At 40.8% G+C, this 15104-nt stretch carries 17 protein-coding genes; 9 read left to right on the forward strand and 8 right to left on the reverse strand.

Going from position 1 to position 15104, the window contains the following annotated elements:
* The first annotated feature begins 101 nt into the window (after positions 1-101).
* From PSF31_RS01780 to PSF31_RS01790, 3 genes are all read left to right on the forward strand, one after another.
* Positions 102-920 (forward strand): purine-nucleoside phosphorylase, encoded by an 819-nt coding sequence (locus PSF31_RS01780; protein ID WP_094962905.1) that lies wholly within the window; start codon positions 102-104, stop codon positions 918-920.
* Positions 921-986: 66 nt separating this feature from the next.
* The gene (locus tag PSF31_RS01785; RefSeq protein WP_096863639.1) at positions 987-1904 is read left to right on the forward strand and encodes a DMT family transporter; all 918 of its coding nucleotides are present in this window, start codon (positions 987-989) and stop codon (positions 1902-1904) included.
* Complete coding sequence (locus PSF31_RS01790) at positions 1901-3157, forward strand: nucleoside permease (protein WP_004906171.1); 1257 nt, start codon at positions 1901-1903, stop codon at positions 3155-3157. The genes PSF31_RS01785 and PSF31_RS01790 overlap by 4 nt, the downstream gene beginning before the upstream one ends.
* 77 nt (positions 3158-3234) lie before the next feature.
* On the opposite strand, the gene PSF31_RS01795 is transcribed toward PSF31_RS01790, so the two are convergent.
* From PSF31_RS01795 to PSF31_RS01815, 5 genes are all read right to left on the reverse strand, one after another.
* The gene (locus PSF31_RS01795) at positions 3235-3858 is read right to left on the reverse strand and encodes a GntR family transcriptional regulator (protein WP_004906170.1); all 624 of its coding nucleotides are present in this window, start codon (positions 3856-3858) and stop codon (positions 3235-3237) included.
* A gap of 161 nt (positions 3859-4019) precedes the next feature.
* Positions 4020-4811, reverse strand: coding sequence for a carbon-nitrogen hydrolase family protein (locus PSF31_RS01800; RefSeq protein WP_096863638.1), 792 nt, complete (start codon positions 4809-4811; stop codon positions 4020-4022).
* 9 nt (positions 4812-4820) lie between these two features.
* Complete coding sequence (locus PSF31_RS01805; RefSeq protein WP_096863637.1) at positions 4821-5468, reverse strand: RraA family protein; 648 nt, start codon at positions 5466-5468, stop codon at positions 4821-4823.
* A 48-nt stretch (positions 5469-5516) separates the two neighbouring features.
* Positions 5517-6827 (reverse strand): MFS transporter, encoded by a 1311-nt coding sequence (locus PSF31_RS01810; RefSeq protein ID WP_004906166.1) that lies wholly within the window; start codon positions 6825-6827, stop codon positions 5517-5519.
* 497 nt (positions 6828-7324) lie between these two features.
* Positions 7325-8188: a YicC/YloC family endoribonuclease gene (locus tag PSF31_RS01815; protein ID WP_036959080.1), complete on the reverse strand. Its 864-nt coding sequence runs from the start codon at positions 8186-8188 to the stop codon at positions 7325-7327.
* Between the two features lie 123 nt (positions 8189-8311).
* On the opposite strand from PSF31_RS01815, the gene rph reads away from it, so the two are divergent.
* Together rph and pyrE are read left to right on the forward strand one after the other, a co-directional pair.
* Positions 8312-9025, forward strand: coding sequence for a ribonuclease PH (gene rph, locus PSF31_RS01820; protein ID WP_004265108.1), 714 nt, complete (start codon positions 8312-8314; stop codon positions 9023-9025).
* A 111-nt stretch (positions 9026-9136) separates the two neighbouring features.
* Positions 9137-9781, forward strand: a complete 645-nt coding sequence (pyrE, locus tag PSF31_RS01825) for an orotate phosphoribosyltransferase (RefSeq protein WP_096863636.1) — start codon at positions 9137-9139, stop codon at positions 9779-9781.
* Positions 9782-9830: 49 nt separating this feature from the next.
* On the opposite strand, the gene slmA is transcribed toward pyrE, so the two are convergent.
* From slmA to coaBC, 3 genes are all read right to left on the reverse strand, one after another.
* Positions 9831-10430 (reverse strand): nucleoid occlusion factor SlmA, encoded by a 600-nt coding sequence (gene slmA, locus PSF31_RS01830; RefSeq protein ID WP_004265112.1) that lies wholly within the window; start codon positions 10428-10430, stop codon positions 9831-9833.
* Positions 10431-10647: 217 nt separating this feature from the next.
* Positions 10648-11103 (reverse strand): dUTP diphosphatase, encoded by a 456-nt coding sequence (dut, locus tag PSF31_RS01835; RefSeq protein WP_096863635.1) that lies wholly within the window; start codon positions 11101-11103, stop codon positions 10648-10650.
* On the reverse strand, positions 11090-12301 hold the full coding sequence (gene coaBC, locus PSF31_RS01840) for a bifunctional phosphopantothenoylcysteine decarboxylase/phosphopantothenate--cysteine ligase CoaBC (RefSeq protein WP_004265117.1): 1212 nt from the start codon (positions 12299-12301) through the stop codon (positions 11090-11092). The genes dut and coaBC overlap by 14 nt, the downstream gene beginning before the upstream one ends.
* A gap of 183 nt (positions 12302-12484) precedes the next feature.
* Here coaBC and radC point away from each other — a divergent pair, with 183 nt between their 5' ends.
* The 4 genes from radC to rfaQ all read left to right on the forward strand — a co-directional run bounded on the left by radC (position 12485) and on the right by rfaQ (position 15103).
* Positions 12485-13150, forward strand: a complete 666-nt coding sequence (radC, locus tag PSF31_RS01845) for a RadC family protein (protein ID WP_094962934.1) — start codon at positions 12485-12487, stop codon at positions 13148-13150.
* Positions 13151-13424: 274 nt separating this feature from the next.
* Positions 13425-13661: a 50S ribosomal protein L28 gene (gene rpmB, locus PSF31_RS01850; RefSeq protein ID WP_004265123.1), complete on the forward strand. Its 237-nt coding sequence runs from the start codon at positions 13425-13427 to the stop codon at positions 13659-13661.
* A gap of 11 nt (positions 13662-13672) precedes the next feature.
* A complete protein-coding gene (rpmG, locus tag PSF31_RS01855) occupies positions 13673-13840 on the forward strand; it encodes a 50S ribosomal protein L33 (protein ID WP_004265124.1) in 168 nt (55 codons plus the stop codon).
* A gap of 198 nt (positions 13841-14038) precedes the next feature.
* Positions 14039-15103 carry a lipopolysaccharide core heptosyltransferase RfaQ gene (rfaQ, locus tag PSF31_RS01860; RefSeq protein ID WP_096863634.1) on the forward strand — a complete coding sequence of 355 codons (1065 nt, stop codon included), beginning with the start codon at positions 14039-14041 and terminating at the stop codon, positions 15101-15103.
* Position 15104 lies beyond the last annotated feature (1 nt).

The following is a 15104-nucleotide window of genomic DNA, read 5'->3' on the forward strand; positions in this document are numbered from 1 at the left end:
AATTCTTTTTCTTAAAATGAGATTAAGATCGCTGTTCTGTTTCTAAATTGCTTTATGATCGATTTTAACAATTTTTAGTCGATGTCAATTTGGAGACAACCATGCATCATACAAAAGATATTCTAGAAAGCTTAAGCTTTATTCAGTCTCGAACAGATATTAAACCAACAGTGGGCATTATTCTGGGTTCAGGATTAGGCCCGTTTGCGGACACATTAGAAAATGCAGTACATATTCCTTATAGCGAAATTCCACATTTTGCCAAATCTGAAGCCGTAGGGCATGCCAATGAATTGGTGATTGGCACCATCGCAGGTAAAAATGTGGTTGCGATGAAAGGCCGTTTCCACTACTACGAAGGCTTTACCCTCGACCAAGTCACTTTCCCTGTGCGTTTGATGAAAGCATTGGGCGTCGAAAAATTGATTATTACCAACGCCTGCGGTGCAGTAAATACCGATTTCAACCCAGGTGACCTGATGATTATTACCGATCATATTAATTTAACTGCAAATAACCCATTGATGGGGCCAAATAACCCTGAATTAGGGGTGCGTTTCTTGGATGTTAGTGAGGTGTATAACAAAGAATTACGCCAAACAATCAAGGATGTAGCGGCCGAACAAGGTGTTTCTGTTCGTGAAGGTGTTTATGCATGGTGGACTGGTCCAACTTATGAAACACCTGCCGAAATTCGCATGATCAGAACCTTAGGCGCTGATGCTGTTGGTATGTCTACCGTACCAGAAGCTCTGGTCGCTCATCATTCACAAATTAAGACAGTGGGCATCTCCTGTTTAACTAATATGGCTTGCGGTATTTTAGAACAACCTCTTAGCCATGACGAAGTTATTGAAACTGCAGAGAAAGTTAAAGCCACCTTCTTGAAATTGGTAACGGGTGTGATCGCTCGCTTCTAGTTTTTAGGTTCTTTTTCTCAAAACAACATAAAGATGTTCATAACGCTAAATAAGGTGAATATTGAAATGAAATTTAAAGGTCTAATTTTAGTTTCTTTAGGCGCTTGCAGTTATGGCATTCTTTCAACACTCGTCGTGTTGGCCTACCGCGCAGGATATTCCTTGAATGATGTCATCGGTAGCCAAACGGTATTAGGTGCGATTTTACTGTGGCTTTTTGTTGCCGCAGGCGCATTAATTAAAAAAGCACGTCTAGTATGGCCAACACGACAACAAAGCCTATTAATGTTACTCACTGGGACGACAACAGGGCTAACCGGACTCTTATATTATGCATCATTGCAATATTTGTCTCCGGCGCTTGGTGTCGTCTTATTTTTGCAATTTACATGGATGGGGGTTGCCATTAATGCGGTTGTCAGCCGCCAAGCTCCTCCCATAATGACCCTGGTATCGGTTGTGGTGATATTAATTGGGACAGTATTAGCGACAGGTTTATTAAATAGTTCAGGGATCGTATTTCACTGGTTTGGTGTGCTATTAGGACTATGTGCAGCATTATCGAATGCTATTCGTGTTTATGTCAGTGGTGCATTAGCGGTTAAGACAGACCCTATGATGCGTTCTGCAATTATGGTAACAGGGGGCGCAATTTTGACATCGATTATCGTTCCGCCAACATTCTTATTGAGCGCATCAACGTTTCATTCTCTATTTTTCTCTTATGGTTTACCCCTAGCTTTCTTTGGTTCTTTCTTTGGTATGTGGATGTTCGCCAAAGGTACTCCACTGATAGGTACCAGTTTAGCGACCATTGTTAGCTCAATGCAGTTGCCCGTCACGATTTTATTATCTGTGACTGTATTGCAGTTACCTCTTGAGTTCATTCAGTTTATTGGCGTTGCTGTCATCCTTATGGGTGTCGCCATTGCTGAGTTGAAAATAAAAACAAATAAATATAACTCCAAACGGAGCCTTGTATGAATATTAAATCCCGCTTGAAAATCATGCTTTTCCTGCAATATTTTGTTTGGGGAAGTTGGTTAGTTACACTCGGCTCCTACATGATGAAAACATTGAGTTTCTCAGGTGCAGAAGTCGGTATGGTGTATAGCTCAAAGGGTATTGCTGCCATTCTAATGCCCGGGCTTATCGGAATCATTGCAGATAAATATATTCCAGCAAATCGTTTATATATGATTTGTCATTTGATTGGGGCTGCCGCATTGTTTTATGCTGCAACAGTCACGAGTTCAACAGTGATGTTCTGGGTGATGTTAATTAATGCAATGGCCTTTATGCCAACTATTGCACTTTCAAATAGCATCAGTTATTCATCATTAAGCCAATATCAGCTCGATTCAGTGAGTAACTTCCCACCTATTCGTGTATTTGGTACGGTAGGTTTTATTGTTGCTATGTGGAGTATTAGCTTAATGAAATTTGAGCTAAGTAGTATGCAGCTTTATATTGCAGGTGGCTGTTCATTACTTTTAGCGCTTTATTCATTAACTTTGCCAAAAATTGATGTTAATAAAAAAGCGATTTCAAGTAGCTGGATCAGTAAGCTAGGTTTAGATGCTCTGGTGTTATTTAAAAAACCCATTATGGCGGTATTTTTCTTATTCGCTATGTTACTTGGTGCGGTTTTACAAATTACCAATACGTTTGGTAACCCATTCTTGCATGACTTCGGTCTGAATCCGTTATACCAAGATAGTTTGGTGGTTCAGTATCCATCGATATTATTATCGATCTCTCAGATGGCAGAAGTGTGCTTTATTTTAGCAATTCCATTTTTCTTGAAACGCTATGGCATTAAAACTGTCATGCTATTAAGCATGTTTGCGTGGACATTACGCTTTGGATTCTTTGCCTTTGGTGACCCATCAGCAATTGGCTTGATGTTCTTAATAATGTCGATGATCGTATATGGCTGTGCATTCGACTTCTTCAATATTTCAGGCTCTATTTTTATTGAAAGAGAAGTGGATACGCGTATGCGCGCGAGTGCTCAGGGCTTATTTATGACGATGGTTAATGGTGTTGGTGCCTATTTTGGTGCGATATTAAGTGGATTGGTTGTCGACTATTACACGGTGGATGGTATTAAAGATTGGCAAATGATCTGGTTAGTTTTTGCTTCTTATACTGTTGTATTAGCAATAATCTTCCAATTTACCTTCCATTATCATCACGATAAAGACGCCGCACTGAAAGAGGCTAAGTCTAGCTAAGATAAGTTGTTAGAAATAACATTTAACCTAAGGGAAAACCATCAATTTGGTTTTCTCTTTTTTTGTTGGTTTTAACACTAAACATAATTACGCTTGCCGCGCAATATATGCTCAGTTAGCGTTTCTTCCGCAAGGGTAAATTCTTTTGCTTTGAGTTGTTCAACTAATTGCTGATGTTGGCGTGTAGACTCATGATAATATTCATTGCGATAAATAGGGTCAGGCTGGAAATAGACTCGCTGGCGAATATTATCCGCTAAATCTAAGAAAACCGAGTTATCCAGTAATTCCAAGAAGAAACGGTGGAAGCGTTCATCTTCTTTTATCCAACCTTGATAGTCATTTTTCTTCAATAATTCATCTTGCCGCTCAATAATCGTCTTTAAGATAGAAAAATGTTCATCAGTTAAATATTCACGAACTAATTTAATTGCATGGGACTCAATTGCTAAGCGTAAATCATAATTATCTCTGGTTTCTTTTAACGATAGTTTCTGAATAAAAACACCTTTACGAGGGATAATTTTGACTAAGCCTTCATTTTGTAATTGATATAAGGCTTCACGAATTGGAGTACGACTCATACCGAGTTCCTCAACTAAGCTATTTTCAGAGGTGTAACTTTCCTCTCCAAATTGCTTGCTGAGAATTTTATGCTTAATTGCAGTATAGGCCTGTTGGCTTAGTGGTTTATCTTTCATCAGGATCTTGTGTTAACAATAGAAATTTTAGTGAGTATAGAAAGGAATAGATTGGTATACAAGTAATACACTAGTTTTATATTATTTAGGATGCTGTTAAATTTGGGTGGATAATTGAACTTAGCTTGTTGAATAAACTGGCATCCTTGCCAGTTTTTAGACTAATACAGCTCAGGGCGTCGGTTTTGCATACAAGGTAATTTTTCTCGTGTCTCTGCGGTATGCTGTGTTGATATTTCAGCAAAAAATAGCGTTTCATCGTAGCCAGCAGATGCGATGGTTACTCCAAGCGCATCACAAACAAGGCTGCGACCAATAAAAATATTACCTGTTTGGTCACATGCGCAGACAGGGATTGTGTTCTCTAAAGCGCGTGCTTTAACTAATGTTTGGTAATGCTCCTCTTTTAGTGGCCCGCTAACCCATGCTGTGGGAACGAGTATAAGGTCAGCGCCAGCTAAGGTTAGTTTTCGAGCAACTTCTGGGAAACGCAGTTCATAACAGACTAAAACGCCAATTTTGCCAAATTCCGTTTCCACAGGTTTTAATTCATTATTACTTTGAATGATATTAAGGGATTCCTGATATGAAAAGGCATCGTACAGGTGTGTTTTTTGGTAGTGATAGATAAGCTCACCTTGGCGGTTCAACATAATTGTCGTGTTGAAAGCTCTTTTCGGCTCATTCGGGGCACTTTCATAAATGCCACAGGTCACATAAATACCGTATTGTTGAGCGGCTTTTGCCAACTGAGAGACAAAAGGGCCATCAACAGGCTCTGCGACATCGGCATAGTTAATGCCACTATCCGCTGGAACAAAAGCCATAAACATTTCCGGCAATAGGACGAGGTCGGCACCACCTTGAGCAGCTTTTTGTATAGCTTCACAGGCTTTTTTTAAATTTAGAGCTTTATCTGGGCTACTGGCTAGCTGAGCAATTGCAATCTTCATAGAGCCTCCTTATTCAAAAAATTTCGCAGCACCTGAAATTGCCGCTAATGTTTCACCGGCATCAATGCGCTTTTTAACATCAATTTCAGCATGTTGAGCATTAAGGGCTCGTTGGCGATACTCTTGCAGAGTAACTTCATCAGCGACTAAAATGCCATCGCCATCTGCGATGATTAAGTTACCAGGATGGATCGTTACGCCATCTATGCTAACCGGCACATTAATTGCGCCTTCAATACCTAAAATTCGAGTTGTTAACGGACTCACTTTACGTGCATAAATAGGAACGCCAATCTCACGTAATGCTTTGATATCAGTGACACAACCATCAATGACAGCACCGGCAATTTTCTTTGCCCGTGCCATATAAGAAACCATTTCCCCCCAACAAGCACGAGCATAATCCCCTGACATATCGATACAGACAACATCGCCTTCTTGCACAATGTCGAAAACCTTGTGTACGGCAGATGAGTCCATATGTGGAATACGAACAGTTACAGCATTACCAATAAATTGGCATTGTTCAATTTGTGGGCGTAATGTTTTGAGAAAACCGAAGTCAGTCATGTGTCCAATAGTTGACGGGCAAACATCACGGCAACTTTCGATAATTTCCGAGCTAAAACAGGCAACACGAGGATTTAATGTAAACATAGGGACACCTTTATTTATTGTATTGAACATAATGTATATGGGTGAAAATTAGTCAGGATTAACTGCCGCAGCTAATGGTTTATCTGGCTGAATGAAAAACCAGCAAACAATCGCTAAACTGATAGGTATCACATTGAAAAGTAAAGCGACGGTCCAGCCGAAATGCTGTGCAAGCCAGCCACATAGAATGGGGGAAATAACACCACCGAGATTGCCCCATAAATTCATCCATCCACTGACAGAGCCTGCATATTGGCGGCCCTTATCTGCTGCAATTGCCCAAGAGGTCACAACTGGTAATCCTAGAGAACCGAGTGCAAGAGTTAGCCATGCAACACTCGCAATGGCACTTTCAGTTTGAGCAGCGCCGCAAATACCCACAATAAAGAGAATAAAACCGGTAATGGCGATATATCCCCTAGCGACTAACTGTGAGTACCCTTTGTTGAGTAACCAATCAGAAATTGAACCTGCAGTGAGTACCGCGATACAAATTGCTAGCCAAGGAAAACTGGCGGCAACGCCCATTTGGGTTAATGAGAAACCACGAGCCTCTTGTAAATAGGTGGGGAGCCAAATCATAAACAAGGTGGTCATATAGGCGACAAAAAAATATTGGAAACCAACAGCCCAGAACGGACGTTCTTTCATAAATTTTCGCCAAGGAGCTTTAACGTCAGCACCTCCTTGCTCACTAATTGTTCGGCCTCCTTGAATAAATACAATTTCACTTTGAGAAATTTTTGGATGTTGTTCAGGTTTATTTCTGGCAAAGAAATACCAGACCATACCGATAAGAATACCAATCACACCGAAGATATAGAAAACGGCATGCCACCCGAACGAAATCATAATAAATACGGTAAGGGTGGGGGCAATCACAGGCCCGAAATAGGAACCGGCAAGTAAGAAGCTAGCGGCTCGTGCCTTTTCATTTTGGCGAAACCACCATGTATTAAAGACGGCATTCGCAGGGTAGAGCGGCGCTTCTCCAACACCAAATAGGAAGCGTACGATACATAGCCAAATATAGGTAGGGGCAACGACCGTTAATATTGTGAATGCGGACCAAACGTAAAGGCTAATGGTTGCGATAAGCCTGCTACCAAACCGTTCTGCAAGTATTCCGCTTGGAATTTGGGCAAGTGCATAGCCAAGCGAAAATAACGCACCCAAAAAGCCAAATTGAACTTTGCTCATTCCTAAATCGGTCATCATATGTTCGGCAACAATGGAAATATTGGCGCGATCCATATATGCAATCAAACCGATAATAAAAAATATTGCTGCTAATCCCCAACGTAAACGCCCTGGTGAGTCTTTTGTTGCTGGTGTTACAACAGAATCATTATGTGACATAGAGTTACCTTTTTATTGGTTTGTCGAGGTAATCAACCTTATTGTATTTATATTGAATTCAACTTGTATACAAGATGGATGTTAATAAGCAGTTATTGTGGTGTCAAAGATCTGTTTTGTTATCTGTGATTGAACTCAAAACATTTGATTGATTTATGAGCGAGATCTTATTTTTTGAAAAAACAGGAAGAAAATAATATTTATGATTAAAAATCAAATGATTATGTATTTCTATGGAAATTGATTTAATCGTTTCTATTCATTATTTGGAAAGAAATAATGAATATCGTGGTAATAGTCTATTTTTCCCGAATACTTCTTGGGTAAAAATTTTTTAATATCTTCGAAGGGTTGTTGTGGAATATAGGTTCAAAAATCGTGACAATTAACACCTATTTTGAGTTAATTTGAGAATCTTTTCAAAGAAAAAAGCCAAACGATAAATAAGGTCACTTCATCGGTTGGCTTTTTTATAGATTAAAATCGTAACAGAGTGATTATTCGATGTTCTGAATCTGTTCTCTCATTTGTTCGATTAATACTTTGAGCTCAACTGCTGAAGTTGTGACTTCGCTATTAATTGATTTTGACGCTAACGTATTCGCTTCACGGTTAAATTCTTGCATCATAAAGTCAAGACGGCGGCCAGTTGCCTCTTTTTTCTTCAAGATATTACGTGTTTCTTTAACGTGTGCTTCTAATCTATCCAATTCTTCTGCAACATCAACACGTTGAGCCAATAGAATAAGTTCCTGTTCCAAGCGGTTGTTATCCACTTGAATGTCAGCTTCTTCTAACTTGTTTTGTAAGCGTTCACGTTGCCATTGTAGAATTTCTGGCATGTGTTGACGTACTTTGGCGACCTCTGCTAGCACACCGTCAAGTCGCTGCTCAATAAGTGTATGTAAGGATGCCCCTTCAGCTTCACGGCTTTGGATAAAGGCATCAATCGCTTCATCTAACCCTGCCATTAGTTGTTCGCTAATTATGTCTAAATCTTGCTCGCCAGCTGACATCACTCCAGGCCAACGCAAAATTTCTAATGGGTTGATTTCACCTTCATGGCTGTAATTTTTAACCCAATTCGCAGCACTGATTAATTGGCGGGCTAATTGCTCATTTAGGATTAACTCGCCACGATTTGCGCCATCTAACTCAAAGCGTAGACTACATTCCACCTTTCCACGAGTTAAGCGAGAACGCAGGCGCTCGCGAATGACGGGCTCAAGGCTTCTGAATTGCTCAGGTAAGCGAATATACGTTTCTAAATAACGTTGGTTCACGGAACGCAGCTCCCAGGCCGCATTCCCCCATTCACCCTTGATGTCCCGACGGGCAAAAGCGGTCATACTACGGATCATAATTCGTTCCCATTATCGTAAAGATTTAGGAGATTATAACGCTATGCAGGATGACAGGATAGGCATTATCGCTTGAACAACGTATAATGCGTCCCAATTTGAGTTGATAATGGAGATAACACCATGCGCCCAGCAGATAGACAAGCAGACCAAATGCGCCCGATTACCATCACGCGCAACTATACTAAGCATGCAGAAGGCTCTGTTCTTATTGAGTTTGGCGACACGAAGGTGTTATGTAATGCAACTGTTGAAGAAGGTGTTCCTCGTTTTTTAAAAGGGCAGGGGCAAGGTTGGGTTACAGCGGAGTATGGTATGTTACCGCGCGCAACAAATTCACGTAATCAACGTGAAGCTGCACGAGGAAAACAAACGGGTCGTACGATGGAAATCCAACGGTTAATTGCACGTTCTTTACGTGCTGCTGTTGACCTTAAAAAGTTAGGCGAGTACACCATTACTTTAGACTGTGATGTTATCCAAGCGGATGGCGGTACACGTACAGCGGCGATTTCTGGTGCCTGTGTGGCTCTAGTTGATGCACTGAATAACATGGTTGAGCAAGGTAAAATTGCAAAAAGCCCACTCAAATCAATGGTTGCAGCTGTTTCCGTCGGAATTGTAAATCAAGAAGCCCTATGTGACCTTGAATATGTTGAAGATTCTGCCGCTGAAACAGATATGAATGTTGTCATGATGGATGATGGCCGAATGATTGAAGTGCAGGGCACCGCAGAAGGCGAACCATTTAGTCATGAAGAGCTACTTGCTCTATTGGCATTAGCTAAAACAGGTTTAAATACCATTTTTGAAGCTCAGCGAGAAGCGCTGAAGTAAGTTAATCATTAATTAGGCGGCTAAATAGTCGCCTTTTTTATGTCTGCTGGTTCATCAACCAATTAGCAGCTTTGAATATAGATAAATAATCATCAACGAGGAGAATGACCAATGAAAGCCTATCAGCGCGATTTTATTGAACTTGCCATGAAAAAACAGGTACTTAAATTTGGTGAGTTTACGCTGAAATCAGGTCGTAAAAGCCCGTATTTTTTCAATGCGGGGTTATTTAATACAGGGCGTGATCTGGCACTTGTCGGTCGTTTTTATGCACAAGCATTACAAGATAGCGCAATTGAGTGTGATGTCATCTTTGGCCCTGCGTATAAAGGGATCCCTATCGCAGCGACGACGGCGGTAGCACTTTCTGAACACCATGACATCGATATGCCATATTGCTTCAATCGCAAAGAAGCTAAAGACCATGGGGAAGGTGGCGTGTTAGTTGGGAGTCCTTTGAAAGGGCGTGTTGTGGTAGTTGATGATGTCATTACTGCAGGAACGGCAATTCGTGAGTCAATGGAAATTATTAAACAACAACAAGCGACGTTGAATGGTGTTTTGCTATGCCTTGATCGCCAAGAAAAAGGTAAAGGTGACATTTCAGCAGTGCAAGAGGTTGAGCGTGATTATGGCTGTAAAGTTTACTCAATTATTACCATGAGCGATTTAATCACTTACCTCTCTGAACAGGAAGGTATGCAGGAACATTTAGCGGCTATGAAGGCTTACCGCGAACAATACGGAATCGAGTAAAAAAAGCCCTCGCCCAATGATGGGCGGGGTGAGTAGTATAAACAATCGGTTATTGTAACTGAGCTAGAATTAAAGGCCAGCGCGATTCAAACTCGACGGTTGGCCGATAACGAAACTCAGAACGTACAAAACGTGAGAGCATTCCTTCACAAAAGGCTAATAGCTGAGAAGCAAGCAGTGACTCATCATGAATAAACCCATGACCATCACGTATTTTTTTCTCTTTCAACACCTGCCGCAATTGCGATTCTATACGTTCAAATAATTGATTAATACGATCTTGAAGCCTATCTTGCTCAAACATCAGAGCGTGGCCTGTCATTATACGCGTTAGCCCAGGGTTTTTCTCTGAAAAACCAAGTATTAGCGCTAGTATTAGTTTAATTCTAATTATCGTATCTTTTTCATCACTTAAAATCAGATTAATGCGCGAAACCAATGAGTCTTCAATAAACCCAATGAGGCTATCGAACATTTTCATTTTACTCGGAAAATGACGATACAGCGCAGCCTCTGATACACCAACCGTAGCAGCAAGTTTTGCTGTTGTAATGCGTTGGCTACCATCACTACTTTCTAACATTAACGCAAGAGCCTGTAAAATCTCATCACGTCTGTTACGTTTTTGTGTTGTCGCTTTTTCTGCCATGTCTAATAAGACCCCTGCTAAAACAGCAAAACAAACTATCCAAAATTTTGCTCTTAGTAAAGAGACTTACAAAGCAAAATGGATTTAAAAAATGTTTAAAATATAAGTAATGTTGAGCAAGCTTCCTGAAAGAAAATATGCGGCTGATTGTTTTTATTCATAAAGATAGAACCTAATTCAGGTTCTATCTAGCATATTTGTTATCAGGATATTCTATTTATTGACGGCCGGAATGGCCGAAACCGCCAGCCCCACGCTCTGTTGCGTCAAAATCATCAACAATATTAAATTCCGCCTGAAAAACCGGGACAAATACCATTTGAGCCATACGTTCACCGGGTTCAATAGTAAAAGTTTTATCACTACGGTTCCAGACAGACACCATAAGTTGCCCTTGATAATCAGAGTCAATGAGCCCAACAAGGTTACCAAGTACGACGCCATGTTTATGTCCTAAACCTGAACGAGGTAAGATCACAGCAGCAAGGCTTTCATCAGCAATGTGAATGGCTAAACCCGTTGGAATAAGTTCTGTTTGACCTGGCGCCAGATCGATAGGTGCATCAAGGCATGCACGTAAATCTAAACCAGCAGAACCTGTAGTGGCGTAGGCTGGTAGAGGAAATTCATTACCGATACGGCTATCAAGGATTTTTAGGTCAATTTTTTTCATAACGTTGAAGTATCTCGTCAAGTAAATAGTGGCTTAATTCGTTTTTATTGCAGTGAGGCAAACGTGTATCACCGTTAGCATCAAAAATATGTAACGCGTTGTTATCGCTATTAAATCCATTGTCTGCTAGTGAGACGTCATTGGCACAAATGAGATCGAGTTGTTTTTGCTGTCGTTTTTGGCGTGCGTATTCTTCCACATTTTGGGTCTCAGCTGCAAACCCAACAACATATGGCCTATTGTGTTTTAGGTTGCCGACACTAGCCACGATATCTGGATTTTTGATAAGTGTAATCGAAACTTCATCACCTTGTTTTTTTATTTTGTTTTCAGCAATGTTTTTTGCTCGGTAATCTGCAACTGCGGCGCAACCAATAAAAATATTTTGCTCTGTAATGGTTTGATGAACTTGCTCATACATTTCTAGGCCGCTCGTGACATCAATCCTCTTAACCCCTTCTGGTGTTTCAATATTTACAGGGCCCGCAATCAAAGTGACGTCAGCACCACGTTGACTGGCTGCCTTAGCAATGGCAAAACCCATTTTCCCCGAACTATGGTTGCTGATGAAACGAACGGGGTCGAGTGCTTCCCGTGTTGGGCCAGCAGTGATCATTAATTTGATACCTTGTAAGTCGAGTTTAGGGGTAAAAAACTCACTGGTTAGACGAACAATTTCTAGTGGGTCAATCATGCGACCAGGACCAATATCACCGCAAGCTTGGCTACCTGCGTCCGGCCCCCAAATCATACATTGGCGTTGTTGCAGTTTGATTAAATTTTCTTGCGTTGCTTTTGCTTTGTACATTTGTTGGTTCATTGCTGGCACAAGTGCAATCGGTGCAGCGGAAGCAAGACAAACCGTTGTGAGTAAATCATTTGCCATTCCTGCACTGAGGCGAGCAATTAAATCCGCAGTAGCAGGCGCTAGAATAATGATATCTGCCCACTTAGCGAGTTCAATATGTCCCATAGCCGCCTCAGCGGCTGGGTCGAGTAAGTCATCGGAAACAGGATGCCCTGAAACGGCTTGCAAGGTTAAAGGTGTAATAAAGGCTTTTGCACCTTGAGTCATCACAACACGCACAATCGCACCTTTATCGCGCAAACGGCGGGTAAGTTCAGGGATTTTATAAGCGGCAATGCCCCCACTAATACCAATAACTATCTGCTTACCTAATAGTGATAGTTGATTCATTATTTTTATCCAATTCGGTCAACATGGGAGGCATATTACCACAGAGAAGCTAGAGGTGGCGCGCTCGATTTTTCGTCACAGTACTATTTTTGCGAAGCGCTACGCAAACCCATATGTGAGGGGTTGTGAATGTTTTTTAGGCTAGATAAAAAGGATGCAAGGGATTTAGGGACAAAGAATATGATGAGTGAACATCTAGATTTACCACCAAGAGAAAAGCTACTCGCATACGGGGCGGCTGCGTTATCTGATGCTGAGCTACTCGCTATTTTTTTGCGTACAGGGAGCCAAGGTGAACCTGTTTTGCAGCTTGCGAAGCGTTTAATACAGGAGTTTGGTTCAGTGTATTTGCTTCTACAAGCAGACTACGAAAAACTAAAACACTGTAAAGGAATGGGGAGTTGTAAATTTACCCAACTACAGGCCGTCAGTGAACTAGCTCGACGCTTTTTCTCTGAACAATTTTTATATGAAGATGTGATGACTGGGCCTGAACAGTTGAAAGCAAAGTTGTTAGATTTATTCGCAGGGCAAGAGCGTGAAGTTTTTGTCGTGATATTTTTAAATAATAAAAATCAAATTATTTGCCATGAAGAGTTGTTTAAAGGTACTTTGAACAAAGTTGAAGTCCACCCCAGAGAAATTATTCGCTTTGCCATAAAAATGAATGCGAACGGCATTATATTAGCCCATAATCATCCATCTGGTAACCCAGAACCCAGCACTGCGGATAGGCAAGTGACAGAGCGAATCCAACGTGCTTGCGCCATTATGGGGATTAAACTACTCGACCATTTTGTCGTCGGGCATAAGCAATGTGTGTCATTTGTAGAACGAGGGTGGTTATAAAATTATTTTTTTGCCTAAAAAATGACAACTTTCTTTGTGTTGGGCTTGAGTGAAAACGATTGAAAGCGTATACTACGCCACCTTTAAGGATCTTGGGTTTGGCGAGAAGGGCCTATCTCAGTAAATTTTTACGTCTTAGTAAAGTAAATCTTTATTCAGGTATTAACGGTTTTTTCAGTCAATGAAAGTTTGCTGAGATGGGCTCCTAAGCCTGACGAGGCGGCCATACCCAGAACAAAAAAGCTCGAGCTGATTAGATTTTTGGAGAATAGACATGTCACGAGTCTGCCAAGTTACTGGCAAGCGTCCAATGAGCGGTAACAACCGTTCACACGCATTAAACGCGACCAAACGTCGTTTTTTGCCAAACCTGCACTCTCACCGTTTCTGGGTTGAGTCTGAGAAACGTTTCGTAACACTGCGTGTATCTGCTAAAGGTATGCGTGTTATCGATAAAAAGGGTATTGATGCTGTTCTTGCTGAACTGCGTACCCGTGGTGAGAAGTACTAAGGAGCTAAAAAATGGCTAAAGGTATTCGCGAGAAAATCAAGCTAGTCTCTTCTGAAGGTACAGGTCATTTCTATACCACTACGAAGAACAAGCGCACAATGCCAGAAAAACTGGAACTGAAAAAATTCGATCCAGTTGTTCGTAAGCATGTGATCTACAAAGAAGCAAAAATTAAATAATTTTGCTTTCTGCGTTAAAAACTCAGCTTCGGCTGAGTTTTTTTTTACCTAAAATTTGGGTTATCGATGATATGCGCATTCGAAGCTATGACCATTATAATGAAAGTAGTAACATAGAGAGTATTCATTGAATTAATAATGATATTTGTTGTCGAATGACTATTGTCTTTTACATATAGACTTGATTAAGAGTGCCTGGTGAAAAAACAGTTTAAAAAAATTCTTGTGATCAAGATGAGGTTTCATGGGGACATGCTGCTGACAACACCGGTTATCAGCTCATTAAAACACCAATATCCTGATGCTGAAATTGATGTTTTGCTTTATCAGGATACTATCCCTATCCTCTCTGAAAATGCTGAAATTAATGCTTTGTACGGCATGGCGGGGAAAAAAAGTGGTGGGCTGAGTAAAGCATGTAATTTTATTAAATTACTGCTAAAGCTGCGTAAAAATAAATATGATTTAGTTGTTAATCTAGCAGACCAATGGATGGTGAGTGTATTGGTTCGAGCAATTCCTGCTAGTACAAAAATTTCCCATCAGTTTGCCCATCGAGACTCTAAATATTGGTGTAATAGTTTTACGCATCTGGCAGAGCCTGAGGGTGAACATGTTGTTCTAAATAACTTATCTGTGCTCAAGCCGTTAGAAATAAAAGAACTAAAAACACATCTAACTATGTCTTATTCAGAGCAGGATTGGAAAAATATTGATGAAAGGTTATTAAGCCTTGGTGTCCATAGCAGCTATGTCGTCATCCAACCAACAGCGCGCCAAGCTTTTAAGTGTTGGGATAATGAAAAATTCTCAGCCGTCATTGATGCATTGCAGTCTCGTGGTTATCAAGTGGTTTTAACTTCGGGGCCGAGTAAAGAAGATTTGGAATGTATCAGTGATATTGCAAATGGCTGCCAAACAAAGCCCGTTACTGAACTAGCAGGTAAAACTTCATTTCCTGAGCTAGGCGCATTAATTGCTCATGCCGCTTTATTTATTGGTGTTGATTCGGCACCCATGCACATTGCTGCTGCAGTTAAAACGCCAATAGTGTGCCTTTTCGGTGCGACAAATCATATTTTTTGGCGGCCTTGGAGCGATAATGTCGTTCAGTTTTGGGCGGGTGATTATGAAACTATGCCACCGAGAGAAGAGCTAGATCGTGATAAAAAGTATTTATCCATTATTCCAGCTTCTGATGTAATTAAAGCAACAGAGAAAATGTTGCCGATGAATATTCGCTCTATGATGACAAGGTATTAAC

It is taken from the genome of Providencia sp. PROV156 (assembly GCF_028480905.1).
In the GTDB taxonomy this organism is placed as follows: Bacteria; Pseudomonadota; Gammaproteobacteria; order Enterobacterales; family Enterobacteriaceae; genus Providencia; species Providencia hangzhouensis.